The organism is Arcobacter defluvii (assembly GCF_013201725.1).
Lineage (GTDB): Bacteria > Campylobacterota > Campylobacteria > Campylobacterales > Arcobacteraceae > Aliarcobacter > Aliarcobacter defluvii.
Genome location: NZ_CP053835.1, coordinates 1,020,631 through 1,038,955, shown reverse-complemented (window position 1 = coordinate 1,038,955; position 18,325 = coordinate 1,020,631). Strand labels below are relative to the sequence as shown.

Here is an 18,325-nt window from a genome sequence, read left to right as displayed (position 1 = left end):
ATATGGATATTATTACCGGTGCAATGACCGCACTAATCACACCATTTAAAAATGGAAAAGTAGATTTACAAAAATATGAGTCTTTAATAAAAAGACAAATAGCGCAAGGAATAGATGCAGTTGTTCCAGTAGGAACTACAGGAGAAAGTGCAACTTTATCACATAGTGAACATAAAGAATGTATAGAAGTAGCTGTTGCGGTTTGTAAAGGAAGTGGTGTAAAGGTAATTGCAGGAGCTGGTTCAAATGCTACACATGAAGCATGTGATATAGCAAAACATGCACAAGATGTTGGTGCAGATGGACTTTTATCAGTAACTCCATACTACAATAAACCAACTCAAGAAGGTTTATATCAACATTATAAAGCAATAGCTAACTCAGTTGAAATTCCTGTTATGCTTTATAATGTACCTGGAAGAACAAGTGTTGATTTATCTGCTGATACGGCAATAAGATTATTTGATGATGTAAAAAACATCTATGCCATAAAAGAAGCAACAGGTTCATTAGAAAGAGCAATATCTTTATTATCTCAAAGAAAAGATTTTGTTGTAATTTCTGGTGATGATTCAGTTGATTTTCCTATGCTTGTAACTGGAGCTAAAGGAATCATTTCAGTAACAGCAAATTTATTACCTAACTTAAAATCTCAATTAGTTAAAGATGTATTTGAAGGTAATTTAGATAGTGCAAGAAAATTGAGTGAAGATTTATATGAACTAAATAATGTATTATTTTGTGAAAGTAATCCTATTCCTATTAAAGCTGCAATGTATATAGCAGGATTACTTGATACATTAGAGTATAGACTTCCACTAACAAGTCCAAGTAATGAAACGATGAAAAGATTAGAAAAAACTTTAGTAAAATATGAGGTAATTAAATAATGAGTAATAATATGAAGGGGAAGACTTTAGTAATTTCTGGAGGAACAAAAGGAATTGGTAAAGAGTGTGTTTATAAGTTTGCAAGTAATGGAGTAAATATTGCATTTACATATAATTCAAATGGTGAAATTGCACAAGAAATTTGTAGAGATGTTGAGACTAAATTTGGTGTTAAATGTAGAGCTTATCCTTTTAATATCTTAGAGCCTGAAAAATATAGTGAATTATTTGAAGAGATTGATAAAGATTTTGATAGAATTGATTTCTTTATTTCAAATGCAATGATTTATGGAAGAGCTGTTGTTGGTGGTTATGGTAAATTTATGAAATTAAAACCAAGAGGACTAAACAACATTTATACTGCAACTGTAAATGCATTTGTATGTGGTGCTCAACAAGCTGCAAAAAGAATGCAAAAAATTGGAGGTGGAGCGATTGTTTCTCTATCCTCAACAGGAAATCTAGTTTATATTGAAAACTATGCAGGTCATGGTACAAATAAAGCTGCTGTTGAAGCTATGGTTAGATATGCAGCAACTGAACTTGGTGAATTTAATATCAGAGTAAATGCTGTTTCAGGCGGTCCTATTGATACAGATGCACTTAAAGCATTCACAAATTATGAAGAAGTAAAAGCAAAAACTGCTGAATATTCACCATTAAATAGAATTGGTCAACCAGAAGATTTAGCTCAATCTTGTTATTTTTTATGTACAAATGATGCTTCATGGATTACAGGACATACTTTAATTGTTGATGGTGGGACAACATTTAAATAATGTCAAAAGCACTAAATTTACCAAATATATTAGCACTTTTTAGAATAGCATTAGCTCCGCTAATGCTATGGTTTTTTGTGGATAGAAATAATCCAATTTTTTCTTCTTGGCATCCATCTTGGTTTGATTATTTTGCAGGTTTAATTTTTGTAATTGCCTCTGTTACTGATTTCTTTGATGGTTTTATAGCTAGAAACTGGAATCAAATGACAAAATTAGGTGGAATATTAGATCCACTTGCAGATAAAATGTTAGTTTTAGCTGGTTTTCTAGGATTAATGGTAATAGACAGAGCCAGTGCTTGGGCAGTATTTTTAATTCTTTCAAGAGAATTTTTTATAACTGGACTTAGAGTTGTTGCAGTTAGTGAAGGTAAAGACGTAGCCTCAACAATGGCAGGAAAAATAAAAACTGTTGTTCAAATGATTGCTATTGGTTTTTTAACAATGAATTGGCCTTTTGCTACTGAATTTTTATGGCTAGCTGTTATTTTGACAATCTATTCTGGATATGAATATACTAGAGACTATTTTAAATATTAAAGGTTTTTTTTGGGTACTATAACATTTTTACTTGTTTTATCATTTTTAGTTTTTTTTCATGAATTAGGGCATTTTATTGCTGCTCGTTTTTTTGGAGTTAAAGTTCACGTATTTTCAATTGGATTTGGAAAACAACTTTATGCAAAAGAATGGATGGGAACGACTTGGCAATTTGCATTAATTCCTCTTGGTGGATATGTAAAAATGAAAGGTCAAGATGATTCAAATCCAGCATTAAAAGAAGATGGTGATGATTCATATAATACAAAAAAACCTTGGCAGAGAATTATAATTTTATTTGCTGGACCTTTTGCAAATTTTATACTTGCTGCTGTTTTATATTTTATTATTGCATTAATGGGAGCTACAACTTGGGCTGCACAAGTTGGAACAGTTCAAGAAAACTCACCGGCATATCAAGCTGGAATCCTTCCAAATGATGAAATTCTTAGAATTAATGATACTGAAATTACTTCTTGGGATGAAATTGGTAAGACCATTATCAATACAGAGGGAGCTTTAAAATTCTTCATAAAAAGAGATGGTCAAATTATTGCAAAAACTATAAGTCCTCAAATCTCTGATAGTGAAAATATGTTTAAAGAAAAAATTAAAAAAAGAATGATTGGGATATCACCGTCTGGAAAAATCATAACTCTTGAATTAACATTTCCTCAAGCTTTAGTTTATGCTTATGAAAAAACAATTTTTGCATCAACTATGATTTTTCAAGGTGTTCAAAAACTAATTCAAGGTGTAATCCCAAGTAGTGAAGTGGGAGGAGTAATTAGTATTGGAAAAGTGATTTCTGATGCAAGTGAAAGTTCTATAATTGCACTATTTGCAATAACAGCATTAATATCTGTAAATCTTGGTGTTTTAAATCTTCTTCCAATTCCAGCACTTGATGGTGGACATATTATGTTTAATTTATATGAAATGATAACTAGAAAAAAACCAAGTGACCAAGTGTTTTTATTTTTGACTATTTTTGGATGGGTAATTTTAGGAAGTCTAATGCTTCTTGGAATTTATAATGACATAAATAGAATATTTTTAAATAATTAAAAGAGATAAAATGGATAAAAAAACTGCAACAAAAAATTTAGATGATGTTATAACAAAAGTTGAAGGTGCAAGACTGAGAATTTCAGAGCATCATATTGTAAAAATTATTGGTATTTCGAAATACTCATCTATAGAAGATATAAAAATTCTTTATGAGGCAGGTCAACGAGCTTTTGGAGAGAATAAAGTACAAGATTTAAAAACAAAAAGTGAAGAACTAAAAGATTTGCCAATTGAATGGCACTTTGTAGGAACTTTACAAAAAAATAAAATTAATAATTTAATTGATTTAAACCCAACTTTAATTCACTCTTTGGATTCTTTAGATTTAGCTATAGAACTAAATAAAAAGTTAGAGATTAAAAACAAAAAACTTTCTGCCCTACTACAAATTAACTCAGCTGATGAAGAGACAAAATCAGGAGTATCACCTAAAGTAGCTATTGAAACTTATAAACAAATAATTGAACAATGCCCAAATATCCTACTAAAAGGTGTGATGAGTATTGGTGCACATACTGAAGATGAAAAAATCATAAAAGAATCTTTTAAAACAACTAAAAAAATCTATGATGAATTAGTTCCTCTTGGAGCAAAATATTGTTCAATGGGAATGAGTAGCGATTTTGAATTAGCAATTGCATGTGGTTCAAATATGATACGTGTTGGTTCAACTTTATTTAAAGATTAATTTCTTTAAATAATCATTCATTTTCTCTCCCTTTTTTATATTATTTGATTGTAAAATAAATTATTTTTCTTTTTCTATAACTTTATTTTTAATTAATTTAACTAAATATACATAATTATATATGAATTATGACAAAATTATTTTATAATAACACTCAACATTTTATTGTTAAAAAACAAAAAAAGGGAAATTTAATGTTTTTACACTTGCATACGAAAAAAAGAATATTACTTAATATGCTTCTTAGTCAATTAGGATTTGCAATAATTAGTACTGTTGCTATATTAAGTGATTATAAGATTGCTGCAATAATTAGCATAAATATTGTTTTTACAATTATTATTACATATATCAGCTACAACTCGATGAAAAGAATAGTAGGAGGAATTGAAAGACTTAAAAAATATCTTGATGATTTAATGGATTTTGTTTTTTTTAGAACAAACCATATTAGAAAAGCTCAATATATTAAAAATGATGATATAGGATATATCTTAAAAGAATTAAATCTTTATGTAGATAAATTTGATGAAATGAGAAAAAATGATATGCACGTATTAGGAGAAATTGTAATTGCTCTTAATAAAGTTTCTCAAGGTATATATACATCAAAAATACACTCTGATTCTAGTAATTTTATGATTCATGCTTTAAAAAAAGTAGTCAATGATATGTTATCAAAATCAAATGATAACATGGAAGAATTAGTTTCAATTGTAGAAAAATATACTCAACAAGATTATCGTTCTCAAATGAAAATAAATCCTATTTTAAAAGGAAAAATGCTTATTACAATGCAAAGGATTAATCAATTAGGTAAAGAATTAAATGAAAATGCTAAACAAAATTTACAAAATGGAAATTTATTAGAAAAGAATTCTACAATGATGAATAAGTCTGTTGAAAATTTGGCTTCAAAAGCAAATGAACAAGCTGCATCATTAGAAGAAACTGCTGCATCATTAGAAGAAATAACATCTATTACAAAAAACAATACGCAAAATGCTTCAAAAATGGCAAATCTAAGTAAAGATGTAAAAGATTCTGTAATTTTAGGTGAAAAACTTGCATATAAAACAGCATCATCTATGGATGAAATAAATGAAAAAGTTGAAGCAATAAATGAAGCAATAAATATAATTGATCAAATAGCATTTCAAACAAATATTCTATCACTTAATGCAGCAGTTGAAGCAGCAACAGCAGGAGAAGCTGGAAAAGGATTTGCTGTTGTTGCACAAGAAGTAAGAAACCTTGCAAGTAGAAGTGCAGAAGCAGCACGTGAAATCAAAGATTTAGTTGAAAATGCTACATCAAAAACAAGTGAAGGTAAAAAAATATCTGATGAGATGAGTAAAGGATATGATAATTTAAATCAACTTATTTCACAAACTATTAATATAATTCAAGATGTAAGCACAGCTTCAAATGAACAATTAACAGGAATAGAACAAATTAATCATGCGATTTCTATGTTAGATAAAGTAACACAAGAAAATGCAAATGAAGCTAATATTGTGGCTAATATTGCAAATGAAACACTTGTAATGGCCCAATTATTAGTTAAAGATGCAAAAAGTAAAAAAGTAAGTTAAGAGGAAAAACAATGAATCAAGAAATTATATTAGATGACTTTGCTTTTTTAGTAAGTGAAACAGATGAAAAAGGAAATATTATATTTGCAAATGATGATTTTTGTACTCTTGCTGAATACAGTGTAGATGAGCTTATTGGAAAACCACATAATGTTATAAGACATAAAGATATGCCAAAAGCTGCATTTAAAGATCTATGGGCAACAATACAAAAAGGTAATGTGTGGACAGGTTATGTAAAAAACTCAACAAAATCAGGAAACTATTATTGGGTTTATGCAACTATTTTTCCAACTATAACATCAGAAGGTACAAAAGGATTCATTTCTTGCAGAAGAAAAGCTACACAAGAAGAGATAAATGAAGCTAGTGAACTTTATGAAAAACTAAATAAAAATGAAAAATAACTATTTAAAATTGTTCCTAAATTTATATTAGGAACAATTTTTCTCACTTCTTATTTTAGTGATAGTTTTTCCACCTATTGCATAATTATCTGCACTAACTTCTTCTATAATTACAACAGCCGTTGAAGCTCCTCTTCCATTAAATACTTTTGCAAAAAGTTCAGTAATACCTTTTGACAATTCTTCTTTTTGCTCTTTTGTTGCGCCACCATCTTCATGTGTCATTTTTATATTTATTACTGGCATTGTAATCCTTTAATTAAATTTTTATATAATATCAATAAAAGTGATGCTAAGTCAAATATAAAATAATGATTACTGATATAAGGAAAAGTGATATGGATTCGAATTTATTAAAAGTTTTTGTTGAAGTTGCAAATGAAAAAAGCATTTCAAAAGCTGCAATTAACTTAGAATTTGCACAATCAAATGTAACTTCAAGAATAAAGCAATTAGAAAAATCTTTAGAAACAACTCTTTTTTATAGAGTTCCCAAAGGAGTAATTTTAAGTAAAGAAGGAGAAAAGCTCTACCCATATGCACTTGAAATTGTAAAAAAAATTGAACTTGCAAATTATGAAATGAAAAATATAAATCAACAAAAACATCTTATAATTGGTTCAACAGAATCAAATGCAAGTACAAGAATAATTCCTTTTTTATTACAACTTCACGAAGATTTTTCAAATATGAGTTTAGAATTAATTACAAATACTACAAAAGAAATCACAAAAAAAGTTTTGGATTATAAAGTTGATATTGCATTTATAAGTGGTTTTCCAAAAAATGACGAATTAATTATATTAAATAAAATTGAAGAAAATATAGTTTTAGTTGAATCAAAAGAAGAAAATACATCAAATACTTTTTTATCATTTAAAAATGGTTGTGCATATAATGACTTTGGACAAGAATATCTAAAAAACATTTCTGAAAAAGAGTTGAAAAATCTTGAATTTGGAAACTATGAAACTATCTTAGGTTGTATAAAAGCTGGTATGGGAAAAAGTATTTTGCCACTTAGTATAATAAAAAAGCTAAACTATGAAAAAGATTTAAAAATTACTGAACTATCAAAAGATATTGTAAATCTTCCAACTTGTATGGTTTGTAGAAAAGATAATCTTCCTAGAATAAAAAACTATTTAGAAAATTTCAAATTCTAGGATTTTTATCTTTTAATTTAAAGCGTTTTTGAATTTTTTTAATTCTTCTTCAATTGATGGAACTCTCATAAAATGTTCACCAATTAAAAAGGCATCAGCTCCTATAGAGTTCAATCTTTTGATAACTTCTACATCTGAAACTCCAGATTCTGCAACAATTATTTTTCCATTTGGAATTAATGGAATTAATTTATCACATAAACTCATATCCATTTCAAAAGTATCAAGATTTCTATGATTTATTCCAATAATTGTAGCTCCACATTTGATAGCTTTTGTTAAATCTTCTTTATCATGAATTTCAACTAAAACTTCAAGTCCTAAGTGAATTGCATAATCATAAAGCTCTTTTAACTCTTTTGTTCCAAGTGCTTTTGCAATTAGCAAAATAAAATCTGCTCCATAAACTAAAGCTTCAACAATTTGATATTTATCAACAATAAAATCTTTTCTTAAAAGTGGAGTTGGCACATATCTTCTAATTTGAGTTAAATACTCTAAATTACCTTTAAAATAATGAGGTTCAGTTAAAACTGAAATTGCATTTGCTCCACTATTACTATAAGCTTGGGCAATAACTAAAGGATCAAAATCCTCTTTTATGATCCCTTTACTTGGACTTGCTTTTTTAACTTCGGCAATTATCCTAATTGGTTCATCTTTTGTTGAAGTTAAAAATGGTTTTACATCTCTTGGAGTATATGGATTTGAAGATAATGTTCTTCCTAATAAATCTAAACTTATCTCTTTTTTTCTAATTTCTAAATCTTGTTTTGTTTTTTCTATAATCTCATCTAAAATCACTCTTTACACTCCTTAATTTTTTCCCAATGTAATTTTATCTCTTCATCATCTAAGCCTACTTCATCAACAACTTGTTTCATATAAGTATAGGCATCTTTACAATTTTTTATTTTATATTCTCCCCAAGCTAATGTATCAAGATAAGCTACATTTGTAGGATCTTTTTCAAGAGCTTTTTTTACTAATAAAAGCCCTTTTTGTATATCAATATCAAAATCAATAAGAATGTATGCTAAATAGTTTTGATATATATGATTATCTTCTGTTTGTAATACTTTATCAAATTTTGAGATAACATCAAATAATATACTTTTTTTATCTTTTGCCATTTCAAATTCTAAAATTGCTTGTTGAGCTAAAAAATCCATATTATTAGAATTTTTATATAATTTATTTAATAAATTATAAGCTTTTTGTGATTGATTTGTCATTCTATATAAATTTAACAAAATTTCATCTTCTTCACCATTTTGTTCCCAAAAATCAATAACAGTTTTTACATCATTGTTTATTACATATTTTAGAAAAAGTGCTTTTGTTTTATTTACTAATAATTGATTATCATTTTTTTTGTAATAAAAATACATCTCTTTTAGAAAATTAACCAATCTATCTTGAGCTTTTAAATTTTCATAAAAACTCAATAATTGAATGGATAAATTAAAATCATAATCATTTTTATGCGCATAATTTTCAAGCTGTTTTATTGCTTCTTCTTTTTGATTTAAATTAAAAAATTGAATATTAGTTAATGTTAATAATGTACTAATTGAATTATTTAAAAAATAAGCATTTCTTAAAGCATCATAAGCTTTTAAATATTGTTTATCTTCAAGATATATACTTCCTAATAATTCATAATTAATACTGTTTTTATATAAAAAAATTAATTTTTCTGCATTAAAAATAGCTTCTTGCTTTTCTTGTAATTTAAATAAAGAAAAAGCATATAATCTTAAAATTATCTCTTCTTCTTTAATATTATCTTTCATATATTTAGAAGCATTCTCTTTAACTAAATAATACTCTTTTAATTGTGTTGCCAATGTAAGATATTTAACTAAATATTCATAATTATTTGTATTTTCAAATAATTTCAAATAAATATCCCTTGCGTTTAAATACATTCTTTGATTTTCTGATTCTAAAGCATAAATAATATAGAAATCTTCTAAATCAAAAGGTTTTGTTTCAACCTTTACAAAATTTGTTTTTTTAACTTCTTTATTCTCTAAATTAATATCTTTTGTACTACATCCACTAAAAATTAATAGTAATGAATAAAAAATTAAAGATTTTTTATAGCTGGACACTCTTTATAAACCTCTTCTTCATTTTCTTTAAAATAATCCCAAAAAGGGAAAGTTCTACATTGCATCGGTCTTACGGGATAAATTGAACACTGTTTTTTTTCTAAATTAAAAAAACAGCAAGCAAAATTATTTGAACCTAATTTTACCTCTTTTATGCTATATTTATAACCTATTTTATTTAAATATCTAATTTTTAATTCTTCAACTGGTAAATTTAGATAAAAAGCTAAAGCTTGAATCTCTTGAGCATTAATCCAAATATATCCACTTTCTCCTATACAACAATTTCCCTTACAAGAGTCACAGCCCTTTGGATCAAATGCAAAATTAAATCCTTCTTTTTTTAATAATTCACTCAAAATCTGCCTTTATGCTATATGTAGAAGATTTTTCATATATTGATTCTACTTCTTTTGTAAAACTATTATTCTCATCAAAAACAACTAAAGGATTCATAATTTTGGTTAATGTTTTTGAATTCTTTTTTGCATAAATCAAAACTAAAGTTGCATCTTTTGAAACTTTTGGATGTACAAATTGTAAAGCTTCAAGATTAAATTTATATTTATTTAATAACAATAATATTTCATTTATTTGTTTAGAATCATAACAAAAAAAGAATTTTCCATCTTCTTTTAAAATCTCATAACTTCTTTTAATTAATTTTTCTAAAGGTAAAGAGTCATTGTATCTTGCAATTTTTAAAGATTTATTTTCACTTTTAATTACATCACAGTGATAAAAAGGTGGGTTTGAAATACAGATTTCAAACTTTTTTTCAAAACTTATCTGATCATATGAACCAATATACATTTTTGTATTAATTTGATTAATCTGTGCATTTTTAGTTGAGAAAAATTGAAACATTTCTTGAATTTCACACTGATTTAAATTCAATTTTCTATATTCATTGGAAACTAATAAACCTAAAATTCCACTACCACTACCAATATCTAAAAGCTCACCTTTTATATTTTTATATTTTTTAAAATTTTCACAAATAAAATAAAACAAAAAATGAGTATCACTGTTATAGCAATAACCATTTTTAGGCTGATATAAAACCAAAAATCTTCCTTTTCTAATTTATTATAATTATATCTAAGTTTTACAAATTTATATTTTAATTATATTATTAATTAACTCTTCTAATATTAAATTAGATTAATTTTTTAAGCTTATTTATATATTGAAGTGGCTTTTTTTCAGATACTTTTTTTTGTTGTAGCAAAATGTAACAAGACTTAAATTCACTTAAGAAAATCATAAATTTTATTTATCTTTGGAATGTTTATTGCTATTATTCAAAGATAATATATTGAGTTTGTTCAAGTATTGATTTTAAAATAATTTAAGGAGAGATTATGTCTAATATGGAAGCTCCTGCAAATACTCCTGTATGGGTAAATGAAGCTAGATGTAAGGCATGTGATAAGTGCGTTTCAGTTTGTCCAGCCGGTGTACTTGCGATGAGACAAGAAGTTCATTCTACTTTAGGTTCAATGATAAAAGTTGTTCATCCAGAATCATGTATTGGTTGTATGGACTGTGAATTAACATGTCCAGATTTTGCAATTTACGTTGCTGATAAAAAAGAGTTCAAATTTGCAAAATTATCAAGTGATGCAAAAGAAAGAAAAGAAAAAATAGTTAAAAATAACTATAGAATATTAGATGAAGATTTGTAAGGAGAATTGATGTCAAGAGAAGTAATTTCAACAGGAAATGAACTTGCAGCAAAAGCTGCAATTGATTCAGGTTGTGAGTTTTTTGGTGGTTATCCAATTACTCCTTCAAGTGAAATAATGCATGTACTTTCTTCTGCGTTACCTGCGCGAGGTGGAGTTTCTATTCAAATGGAAGATGAGATTTCTGGTATTTGCACAGCTTTAGGTGCTGCAATGTCAGGGAAAAGAGCAATGACTGCAACTTCAGGACCTGGTATCTCTTTAAAAGCAGAGAATTTAGGTGTTGGATATATTTCAGAAGTTCCTTTAGTTGTTGTAAACGTTATGAGAGGTGGTCCATCAACTGGTCTTCCTACAAGAGTTGCTCAAGGTGATATTTTACAAGCTAAAAATCCAACTCATGGTGATGTTAAATCTATTACTTTAGTTCCAGGAAATTTAAGTGAATGCTATACAGAAACTGTAAGAGCATTTAATTTAGCTGATAGATTTATGCAACCTGTTTTTGTTTTATTAGATGAAACTATTGGACATATGAGTGGAAAAGCTATAATTCCAGAATTAGAAGAAATTGAAAAAAGTAAAATTGTAAGAAAAAGATTTGATGGTGATAAAAAAGATTATAAACCTTATGGTGTTGAGTCAGATGAACCTGCAGTTTTAAATCCAATGTTTGAAGGTTATAGATATCACTTTACAGGACTTCATCATGGACCTACAGGTCATCCAACTGAAGATGCTGAAGTTTGTGATGCATTAATGAAAAGATTATTCAAAAAAGTTGATGCACATTTAGATGAATTAGAATTAAATGAAGAATATATGTTAGATGATGCTGATATTATGATTATTGCTTATGGTTCAGTTTCATTAGGTGTTACAGAAGCTATTAATAGATTAAGAAAAGAAGGTATCAAAGTTGGTATGTTCAGACCATTAACTATTTGGCCAAGCCCAGCAAAAAGAATCAATGAATTAATGAAAAAATTTGACAAAGTATTAGTTGCTGAGTTAAATATGGGTCAATTTGTAGAAGAAGTACAAAGAGTATCTGGAAGATCTGATTTTGATACTTTATTCAAAGCAAATGGAAGACCTTTATCTCCACTAGAAATTATTGAAAAAGTGAAAGGAATGTAATCATGGCTTTTAATTACGATGAATATTTAAGAACAGACAAAATGCCAACATTATGGTGTTGGGGATGTGGTGATGGAGTTATTTTAAAAGCTGTTATTAGAGCCATTGAAAAACTTGAATGGAATATGGATGATGTTTGTGTTGTTTCAGGAATTGGATGTTCTGGAAGATTTTCTTCATACATTAACTGTAATACTGTTCACACAACTCACGGAAGAACTTTAGCTTATGCAACTGGAATTAAACTAGCAAATCCAGACAAAAAAGTTATTGTTGTTGGTGGAGATGGTGATGGTCTTGCAATTGGTGGAAATCATACAATTCATGCTTCAAGAAGAAATATTGACTTAAATTATATTATTATCAATAACTTTATTTATGGATTAACAAACTCTCAAACAAGTCCTACAACTCCTCAAGGAATGTGGACAGTAACAATGAGTAGAGGAAATATTGACCCTACTTTTGATGCTTGTAAACTAGTTGAAGCTGCAGGTGCTTCATTTGTTGCAAGAGAGACAATGATTGATCCTAAAAAACTTGAAAAAACTTTAGTTAAAGCTTTTGAACACAAAGGATTCTCATTTATTGAAGTATTCTCTAACTGTCACGTTAACTTAGGAAGAAAAAATAAAATGGCAACAGCTATGGCAAACTTAGAATGGATTGATTCTATTTCTATGTCAAAAACTAAATTTGATAAATTAGAGCCAGAAGAGCAAAAAGGAATTTTCCCTACTGGTATTTTAAAACAAGATACAGAAGCTATGGAATATTGTGAAGCTTATGAAAAAGTAAAAGAAGCTCAAAAAAATAAAACTATGGTTCAATTATAAGAAGGAGTTACACATGGCAGCAAATAGAACATTAATGAGATTTACAGGTGTTGGTGGACAAGGTGTACTTCTTGCAGGTGCGATTTTCGCAGCTGCAAAAATCAATAACGGTGGATATGGATTAAAAACTGCTACTTATACTTCTCAAGTAAGAGGTGGTCCAACTGTTGTTGATATTACTTTACAAGATGAAGAAATTTTATATCCTTATGCAAATGATGGAGAAATTGATTTTATGTTATCAGTTGCACAAGTTTCATATAATCAATTTAAAAAAGGTGTAAAAGAAGGTGGAGTTATAGTTGTTGAACCAAATCTAGTAACACCAACTGAAGAAGATAGAAAAAAATGGAAAATCTATGAGATTCCAATTATTACTATTGCAAAAGAAGAAGTTGGAAATGTTATTACTCAATCAGTTTTAGCACTTGCAATGGCTAATTATTTTACTGGTGAAACTGTACCAAATGAAATATTAAGAAAAACTATGCTTTCAAAAGTACCTGAAAAAGTACATGAAATCAATAATAAAGCTTTTGATTTAGGTTTAAAATACGCTAAAGAAGCAGCTGAGAAATCTGCATAAAACAAAGCCAAAAGGCTTTGTTTTAGCATTAATCATTTTTTATATACTTTTTATACTCTTCAATTTTTTTTTCTAATCTTTTTGCTAAATAGATATTTGAATTTCCTAAACATGATAAAATAAAACTTGCTTCTTTTTGATAATCTTTAATTTTTTCATTACTCCAATGTTTTGGAGGAATAGCTAAATTTACTATTCTATCAGCAAGTTTAACTATTTGAATTTCATAAGGTTGAGTAAGTAATCGCTCAATACTATCTCTCATTTGTTCTTGTTTTGACGTTAATGTTTTATTTTTAGTTAATGCTTCAACACCATCTGCAATCAAAGGACCAAACTTCACATATAATTCATCATAAGTAATCTTTGTATCTTCAATAATATCATGCAATAATGCACAACTTATTGCTAAATCTGCTTTTTTCTCATCTAACTTTGATTTTTCACAAGCATTAATAACTTCCATTGCAACACATGTTATATGAAAAAGATAAGGTAATTCTTTTGGCGTTTTTTGTTCACCATGTGCCAAAGTAGCAAACTCTAAAATTTCAGTATAATTATCTTGTGAAAACACTATCTAATCCTTTTTTTGCTGATTATTAATTATATTATCACTTTTTGAAAAATTAATTAACTCTTCTACAGTTTTTATTTTATTTTTATCTATATTCTCTAAACTTTTTTGGAAAACAATTGCTGTAGTTAAAGCATCATAATAAGCTCTATGATGATTATCAACATTAATATTTAAAACTTCTTTTAAAGAACTTAATCCATATTTTTCAGATTGAATAGTTCTTTTTGTTAAATCAATAGTACAAAGTTTTCTATTCAATAATTTTCCTAAATTATATTTTTCAAAAGAATCAGAAATAAATGTATAATCAAATTTAATATCATGTGCAACAAAAACATCATCTCCTAAAAAAATCTTAAAATCTTGTAAAACTTTTTCTAATCTTGGAGCATTTTCTAACATATTTGGAGTAATTTTTGTAACTTCCTGAACATAAGGAGGAATCTCTTTTGCATAAACTAAAGAATCAAATTTATCAATAATTTCTCCATTTTTATATTTTACAGCTCCCAATTCAATAATTTGATAACCTTTTTTTGCACTCCCACCATTTGTTTCTATATCAACTATACAAAAAACTTGTTCATTTATAAGAGTTTTTGTTGTTCTTAGAAATACATATTTATCATCAAAATCTAATGGCAAACCATTTGATATAAGTAATTCAAATTCTAATTCAGGATTTTCATATATTGTATCACTAGCTTTTTCTAATAATTCAAAAAACTCAGTATACAAAATAGGTTCTTTTAATAATCTTTGTAAAATATTTTGTAATTTTATTTGAGATTTAGGAATAATCCTTTTATTTGATTTCATTTGCCTCTTTTACAAAATCAATCATTTTTTGTCTATCTTTTATTCCTTTAACTTCTGATTCTACACCAGAACTTACATCAACACCATAAAAACCAAAACCATTTATCTCTTTTAAATTTTCAGTTGTTAATCCACCAGCAAGTATAAATTTAGAGCAATCAATACTTTCAAACCAATCAAGGGCTATTCTTTTACCTTCACCACCAAAACTATCAACAAAAGCATCAACTAAATAATATTCTTTATTTAAATTCAATAAATCTTTTTTATCTTTAGCTCTAATTACTTTTATATATTTAGAAGAAATTTTTTCATAATTTAAAACATCAAAATCATCTATAATCTGAGCTAATTGCATTTTTGCATCATTACAAACTTCATTGATAAATTCTTCTGTTTCATTTACAAATAAACCAACCGTTTGAACAAAAGGAGGAAGTTTTTCAGCAATCTCTTTTGCTTTTAAAGGTTCAATATATCTTGGTGATTTTTTATAAAATACAAAACCTAATGCACTTGCACCAGCATTTATTGCTTCTAGTGCATCTTGCAGATTTGTTATTCCACAAATTTTTACTCTCATTTTACACCTGCAAACTTTTTATAGCTTTACTATAATCATCATTCCCAAATACATAAGATCCAGCAACAACAACATCAACTCCAGCTTCTTTTAAATCATAAATATTTTTATCATTAACTCCACCATCAACTTCAATTAGACAGTTAGGATTTCTTTTGTTTATTATCTCTTTTAATTTCTTTGCTTTTTCAATAACTGAAGGAATAAATTTTTGTCCTCCAAAACCTGGATTTACAGACATTAATAAAACCATATCTAAATCTTCTAATAAATACTCTATTGATTCAGGTGTTGAATGAGGATTTAAAACAATAGCCGGTTTTATTCCATAATCTCTTATTTTTTGTATAAGTCTATGAGGGTGTTTTTCACTCTCAATATGGAAAGAGATATATTCTGGTTTGCAAGGTGCAAAAAGTTCTACGAAAAATGTATTATCTTCAACCATTAAATGTATATCCAGTGGTTTTGTTGCTACTTTAGCAACAGGATTTACTACAACTGGACCAATTGTCATATTAGGAACAAAATGTCCATCCATTACATCAACGTGAATTAAATCACATCCACCATCACAAATAGCTTTTATTTCATTTGCTAAATTTCCAAAATCTGCAGATAATATAGAAGGTGCAACAAGCATTGAAAATAACCTTTTTTTCTAATTTTTGCCGATTATATCATTAAAACTCTTTTATAAAGTATAAAAATTTGTATATAATATCTTTTGGTGTATAATAAAATAAAAAAATAAAATGGTAATTTATGAAAAAATTTTTATCCTTATTGATATGTAGTTTTTGTTTAGCAGAAGATATAAATAATATCTATGAAGAAGCAAAAAAGCAAGAAGAGTTAGGAAATTATAAAGAAGCTATGCTTTTATACAAAAAAGCTGCAACATTAAACATTTCAAAAGAAGATACATATCTATTTAATCTAAAAAAAAATCATGAAAATGAAGAAGATAGAACTTATACTACAATGAAAAAAGAGTTTTACCTAAAACAAATAGATAGATTAGATGATGAAGAGACTGAAAAAAGTTTAGAACAACTTATAACTAAAGATTTTAATTTATATCCTTATAAAAAGAATTATTTATTGCCAGTAAATTATAGCTTCAATGATATTGAAGGTAGAAAAAATACAGAAACAACTTTTCAAATAAGTCTTGAGAAACCTATTTCTTACAATTTTTTTGGTTTAGATGAATCAATTAGTGCAGCTTATACACAAAAATCTTTTTGGCAAACAACAAAAGATTCTTCCCCTTTTAGAGAAACTAACTACGAACCAGAGATTTTTGTAACATTACCATATAAAGAAACTTCTATTTTAAAAGCTTATAAATTTTCTTTATTACATGCTTCAAATGGTAAAAATGAAGAAGAATCAAGATCTTGGAATAGATTATATCTTGAAGGATATTTTCAATTTTCTAATTTATTCTTAATTCCAAGAATTTGGTATAGAATTCCAGAAGAAAAAGGAAGTGATGATAATTCAGATATAGAGGATTATTATGGATATGGAGATTTGACTTTATTTTTTGCTTATAAAAAACATACATTTGAACTTTTATTAAGAAATAATTTAAAATTAAATGACTCAAATAAAGGTGCTGTTGAGCTAAATTGGACATTCCCTCTTCCTGAATTTTTATCAACAAAAAACACTTATGGTCTTTTACAACTATTTTCAGGTTATGGGAATAATCTAATTGATTATGATAGAGAAATAAATAAAATTGGAATAGGAATAGTTTTTTCTAGATAATTTATTTTTTTAAATTTTTTATATAGTAATAAATTGCTTCTATTTCTTCTTCAACTAAAAAATATGTAGGCATTACATTTGCATAATAAATTAGTTTATCGCAAACTTGTTCTTTATCAAATTTAAAATTTGGATTTTTTTTAGAGTTAACTTTTGTAGAAAAAGTTTCATAATCTATATCTTTTATATCAGGTGCAACTAAACTACAATTATAAACTTTTTTTTCATATTCTGGTTGATGTTTAAATTCTACAATTTTTTTACCTCTTGCATCATCTCCATGACAACTATTACACCCTATTCCTCTAGGATTATTATAAAGCATTTTTCCATATTCATATTTTGTAATAAATGAATTATTAATATCCAAATTTGGTATAGATTCATTTGTTGTTACAGTTTCTTGTGCTATTACATTTAGAATTGATAAAAAAAATAAAAAAACAATTTTTGACATTTAAAATCCTAACTTTTCTTTATTTTTTAAAAACCAGTAAAAACTAAACATCAATCCTGGAGTTTTTGCTTTTTTTTCATCAAAAATAAAATCATCACATTCATTTAAAGGAAGAAAAAACAATTCAATCTCTTCATCATTTATTCCACCACCTTGATGAATTTTCATTGACTCATCAATTGTTGCAAAATATAAATACTGTTTTGCTCCACTAATTCCAACATTCGTATGAAATGATGTAATTTTTGAAATATCATTTATATGAACTTTATATCCACACTCTTCATCTATTTCTTCAATAACTATCTCTTCAATTGATTTTTCTTTATCAATTAATCCTGCACATAATTCATATGTAAAAGTAATCGAATTATCATTTAAATAAACAGGTGCACGAAATTGTTTTACTAATAAAAAAGACTCTTTTTCTTTATGATATAAAAGTATTGATACACTATCATGACTTTTTACAGCTTCCCAAGTTTTTTCTTTTCCATTTTGAGAAAATGTAACTTTTATTGGATTAATATATTTTGTGTTTTTTAATTCTGAAATTTTAAAATTGTCAATAATATTTATCATAAATAATCTTTTATAAATTT

The 18,325-nt window shown here is 26.8% G+C and carries 23 protein-coding genes and 1 pseudogene; 13 read left to right on the top strand and 11 right to left on the bottom strand.

The genetic code is table 11. From position 1 onward, the window contains the following. Window positions 1-2 precede the first annotated feature (2 nt). From dapA to ADFLV_RS05205, 7 genes and pseudogenes are all read left to right on the top strand, one after another. Window positions 3-890 (top strand): 4-hydroxy-tetrahydrodipicolinate synthase, encoded by an 888-nt coding sequence (gene dapA / locus ADFLV_RS05235; protein ID WP_129012164.1) that lies wholly within the window; start codon window positions 3-5, stop codon window positions 888-890. After that, window positions 890-1,669 (top strand): enoyl-ACP reductase, encoded by a 780-nt coding sequence (locus ADFLV_RS05230; protein WP_014473815.1) that lies wholly within the window; start codon window positions 890-892, stop codon window positions 1,667-1,669. Before dapA ends, ADFLV_RS05230 begins: the two co-directional genes overlap by 1 nt. Further along, complete coding sequence (pgsA, locus tag ADFLV_RS05225) at window positions 1,669-2,211, top strand: CDP-diacylglycerol--glycerol-3-phosphate 3-phosphatidyltransferase (RefSeq protein ID WP_014473814.1); 543 nt, start codon at window positions 1,669-1,671, stop codon at window positions 2,209-2,211. Before ADFLV_RS05230 ends, pgsA begins: the two co-directional genes overlap by 1 nt. A 9-nt stretch (window positions 2,212-2,220) precedes the next feature. Next, window positions 2,221-3,279 carry an RIP metalloprotease RseP gene (rseP, locus tag ADFLV_RS05220; RefSeq protein WP_014473813.1) on the top strand — a complete coding sequence of 353 codons (1,059 nt, stop codon included), beginning with the start codon at window positions 2,221-2,223 and terminating at the stop codon, window positions 3,277-3,279. A 10-nt stretch (window positions 3,280-3,289) separates the two neighbouring features. Continuing rightward, window positions 3,290-3,970, top strand: a complete 681-nt coding sequence (locus tag ADFLV_RS05215) for a YggS family pyridoxal phosphate-dependent enzyme (protein ID WP_129012165.1) — start codon at window positions 3,290-3,292, stop codon at window positions 3,968-3,970. A gap of 866 nt (window positions 3,971-4,836) precedes the next feature. Then, window positions 4,837-5,565, top strand: a pseudogene (locus ADFLV_RS15285) (methyl-accepting chemotaxis protein); the annotation flags it as partial. Between the two features lie 11 nt (window positions 5,566-5,576). Next, the gene (locus tag ADFLV_RS05205) at window positions 5,577-5,972 is read left to right on the top strand and encodes a PAS domain-containing protein (protein ID WP_129012167.1); all 396 of its coding nucleotides are present in this window, start codon (window positions 5,577-5,579) and stop codon (window positions 5,970-5,972) included. Window positions 5,973-5,999: 27 nt separating this feature from the next. Here the strand turns inward: ADFLV_RS05205 and ADFLV_RS05200 are convergent, their stop codons facing one another. Next, the gene (locus ADFLV_RS05200) at window positions 6,000-6,218 is read right to left on the bottom strand and encodes a tautomerase family protein (RefSeq protein ID WP_014473809.1); all 219 of its coding nucleotides are present in this window, start codon (window positions 6,216-6,218) and stop codon (window positions 6,000-6,002) included. A gap of 92 nt (window positions 6,219-6,310) precedes the next feature. On the opposite strand from ADFLV_RS05200, the gene ADFLV_RS05195 reads away from it, so the two are divergent. Next, window positions 6,311-7,138: a LysR family transcriptional regulator gene (locus ADFLV_RS05195; protein ID WP_129012168.1), complete on the top strand. Its 828-nt coding sequence runs from the start codon at window positions 6,311-6,313 to the stop codon at window positions 7,136-7,138. Window positions 7,139-7,150: 12 nt separating this feature from the next. Here ADFLV_RS05195 and trpC read toward each other — a convergent pair whose 3' ends face one another. From trpC to ADFLV_RS05175, 4 genes are read right to left on the bottom strand one after another with little or no spacing between them, the layout of a single operon-like run. Beyond that, entirely contained in the window at window positions 7,151-7,942 is a 792-nt protein-coding gene (gene trpC, locus ADFLV_RS05190) for an indole-3-glycerol phosphate synthase TrpC (RefSeq protein ID WP_129012169.1), read from the bottom strand. Next, the gene (locus ADFLV_RS05185) at window positions 7,939-9,255 is read right to left on the bottom strand and encodes a tetratricopeptide repeat protein (RefSeq protein WP_129012170.1); all 1,317 of its coding nucleotides are present in this window, start codon (window positions 9,253-9,255) and stop codon (window positions 7,939-7,941) included. Before ADFLV_RS05185 ends, trpC begins: the two co-directional genes overlap by 4 nt. Next, window positions 9,231-9,614: a YkgJ family cysteine cluster protein gene (locus tag ADFLV_RS05180; RefSeq protein ID WP_014473805.1), complete on the bottom strand. Its 384-nt coding sequence runs from the start codon at window positions 9,612-9,614 to the stop codon at window positions 9,231-9,233. The genes ADFLV_RS05185 and ADFLV_RS05180 overlap by 25 nt, the downstream gene beginning before the upstream one ends. Continuing rightward, a complete protein-coding gene (locus ADFLV_RS05175) occupies window positions 9,607-10,323 on the bottom strand; it encodes a tRNA1(Val) (adenine(37)-N6)-methyltransferase (RefSeq protein ID WP_129012171.1) in 717 nt (238 codons plus the stop codon). Before ADFLV_RS05175 ends, ADFLV_RS05180 begins: the two co-directional genes overlap by 8 nt. Before the next feature lie 296 nt (window positions 10,324-10,619). Here ADFLV_RS05175 and ADFLV_RS05170 point away from each other — a divergent pair, with 296 nt between their 5' ends. The 4 genes from ADFLV_RS05170 to ADFLV_RS05155 are packed head-to-tail and all read left to right on the top strand — an operon-like array spanning window position 10,620 to window position 13,505. Next, window positions 10,620-10,943: a 4Fe-4S dicluster domain-containing protein gene (locus ADFLV_RS05170; protein WP_014473803.1), complete on the top strand. Its 324-nt coding sequence runs from the start codon at window positions 10,620-10,622 to the stop codon at window positions 10,941-10,943. 9 nt (window positions 10,944-10,952) lie between these two features. Next, window positions 10,953-12,083, top strand: coding sequence for a 2-oxoglutarate synthase subunit alpha (locus ADFLV_RS05165; protein WP_014473802.1), 1,131 nt, complete (start codon window positions 10,953-10,955; stop codon window positions 12,081-12,083). Window positions 12,084-12,085: 2 nt separating this feature from the next. After that, window positions 12,086-12,919, top strand: coding sequence for a 2-oxoglutarate ferredoxin oxidoreductase subunit beta (locus tag ADFLV_RS05160; protein ID WP_014473801.1), 834 nt, complete (start codon window positions 12,086-12,088; stop codon window positions 12,917-12,919). 13 nt (window positions 12,920-12,932) lie between these two features. Then, complete coding sequence (locus tag ADFLV_RS05155; RefSeq protein ID WP_014473800.1) at window positions 12,933-13,505, top strand: 2-oxoglutarate:acceptor oxidoreductase subunit OorC; 573 nt, start codon at window positions 12,933-12,935, stop codon at window positions 13,503-13,505. A 28-nt stretch (window positions 13,506-13,533) separates the two neighbouring features. Here ADFLV_RS05155 and ADFLV_RS05150 read toward each other — a convergent pair whose 3' ends face one another. Genes ADFLV_RS05150 through rpe form a run of 4 tightly spaced genes read right to left on the bottom strand, consistent with a single transcriptional unit; the run spans window position 13,534 to window position 16,130 of the window. Continuing rightward, on the bottom strand, window positions 13,534-14,082 hold the full coding sequence (locus tag ADFLV_RS05150) for an HD domain-containing protein (protein ID WP_129012172.1): 549 nt from the start codon (window positions 14,080-14,082) through the stop codon (window positions 13,534-13,536). A 3-nt stretch (window positions 14,083-14,085) separates the two neighbouring features. Then, entirely contained in the window at window positions 14,086-14,904 is an 819-nt protein-coding gene (locus ADFLV_RS05145) for a 3'-5' exonuclease (RefSeq protein ID WP_129012173.1), read from the bottom strand. Further along, the gene (locus ADFLV_RS05140; RefSeq protein WP_129012174.1) at window positions 14,891-15,487 is read right to left on the bottom strand and encodes a phosphoribosylanthranilate isomerase; all 597 of its coding nucleotides are present in this window, start codon (window positions 15,485-15,487) and stop codon (window positions 14,891-14,893) included. The genes ADFLV_RS05145 and ADFLV_RS05140 overlap by 14 nt, the downstream gene beginning before the upstream one ends. Before the next feature lies 1 nt (window position 15,488). Further along, window positions 15,489-16,130 carry a ribulose-phosphate 3-epimerase gene (gene rpe, locus ADFLV_RS05135; RefSeq protein ID WP_129012175.1) on the bottom strand — a complete coding sequence of 214 codons (642 nt, stop codon included), beginning with the start codon at window positions 16,128-16,130 and terminating at the stop codon, window positions 15,489-15,491. Window positions 16,131-16,252: 122 nt separating this feature from the next. Between rpe and ADFLV_RS05130 the strand changes: the two genes are divergently transcribed. Continuing rightward, window positions 16,253-17,266: a phospholipase A gene (locus tag ADFLV_RS05130; protein WP_129012176.1), complete on the top strand. Its 1,014-nt coding sequence runs from the start codon at window positions 16,253-16,255 to the stop codon at window positions 17,264-17,266. Window position 17,267: 1 nt separating this feature from the next. Here ADFLV_RS05130 and ADFLV_RS05125 read toward each other — a convergent pair whose 3' ends face one another. Both ADFLV_RS05125 and ADFLV_RS05120 read right to left on the bottom strand, forming a co-directional pair. Further along, the gene (locus ADFLV_RS05125) at window positions 17,268-17,723 is read right to left on the bottom strand and encodes a c-type cytochrome (protein ID WP_014473794.1); all 456 of its coding nucleotides are present in this window, start codon (window positions 17,721-17,723) and stop codon (window positions 17,268-17,270) included. Further along, the gene (locus ADFLV_RS05120) at window positions 17,724-18,305 is read right to left on the bottom strand and encodes an NUDIX domain-containing protein (RefSeq protein ID WP_014473793.1); all 582 of its coding nucleotides are present in this window, start codon (window positions 18,303-18,305) and stop codon (window positions 17,724-17,726) included. Window positions 18,306-18,325: the final 20 nt, after the last annotated feature.

Coding starts and splice junctions, on each gene's coding strand:
- ADFLV_RS05165 (WP_014473802.1), top strand. CDS start 10,953: ATGTCAAGAGAAGTAATTTCAACAGGAAATGAACTTGCAGCAAAAGCT.
- ADFLV_RS05170 (WP_014473803.1), top strand. CDS start 10,620: ATGTCTAATATGGAAGCTCCTGCAAATACTCCTGTATGGGTAAATGAA.
- ADFLV_RS05215 (WP_129012165.1), top strand. CDS start 3,290: ATGGATAAAAAAACTGCAACAAAAAATTTAGATGATGTTATAACAAAA.
- ADFLV_RS05200 (WP_014473809.1), bottom strand. CDS start 6,218: ATGCCAGTAATAAATATAAAAATGACACATGAAGATGGTGGCGCAACA.
- ADFLV_RS05205 (WP_129012167.1), top strand. CDS start 5,577: ATGAATCAAGAAATTATATTAGATGACTTTGCTTTTTTAGTAAGTGAA.
- ADFLV_RS05145 (WP_129012173.1), bottom strand. CDS start 14,904: ATGAAATCAAATAAAAGGATTATTCCTAAATCTCAAATAAAATTACAA.
- ADFLV_RS05140 (WP_129012174.1), bottom strand. CDS start 15,487: ATGAGAGTAAAAATTTGTGGAATAACAAATCTGCAAGATGCACTAGAA.
- dapA (WP_129012164.1), top strand. CDS start 3: ATGGATATTATTACCGGTGCAATGACCGCACTAATCACACCATTTAAA.
- rpe (WP_129012175.1), bottom strand. CDS start 16,130: ATGCTTGTTGCACCTTCTATATTATCTGCAGATTTTGGAAATTTAGCA.
- pgsA (WP_014473814.1), top strand. CDS start 1,669: ATGTCAAAAGCACTAAATTTACCAAATATATTAGCACTTTTTAGAATA.
- ADFLV_RS05195 (WP_129012168.1), top strand. CDS start 6,311: ATGGATTCGAATTTATTAAAAGTTTTTGTTGAAGTTGCAAATGAAAAA.
- ADFLV_RS05155 (WP_014473800.1), top strand. CDS start 12,933: ATGGCAGCAAATAGAACATTAATGAGATTTACAGGTGTTGGTGGACAA.
- ADFLV_RS05125 (WP_014473794.1), bottom strand. CDS start 17,723: ATGTCAAAAATTGTTTTTTTATTTTTTTTATCAATTCTAAATGTAATA.
- ADFLV_RS05130 (WP_129012176.1), top strand. CDS start 16,253: ATGAAAAAATTTTTATCCTTATTGATATGTAGTTTTTGTTTAGCAGAA.
- ADFLV_RS05120 (WP_014473793.1), bottom strand. CDS start 18,305: ATGATAAATATTATTGACAATTTTAAAATTTCAGAATTAAAAAACACA.
- ADFLV_RS05160 (WP_014473801.1), top strand. CDS start 12,086: ATGGCTTTTAATTACGATGAATATTTAAGAACAGACAAAATGCCAACA.
- ADFLV_RS05230 (WP_014473815.1), top strand. CDS start 890: ATGAGTAATAATATGAAGGGGAAGACTTTAGTAATTTCTGGAGGAACA.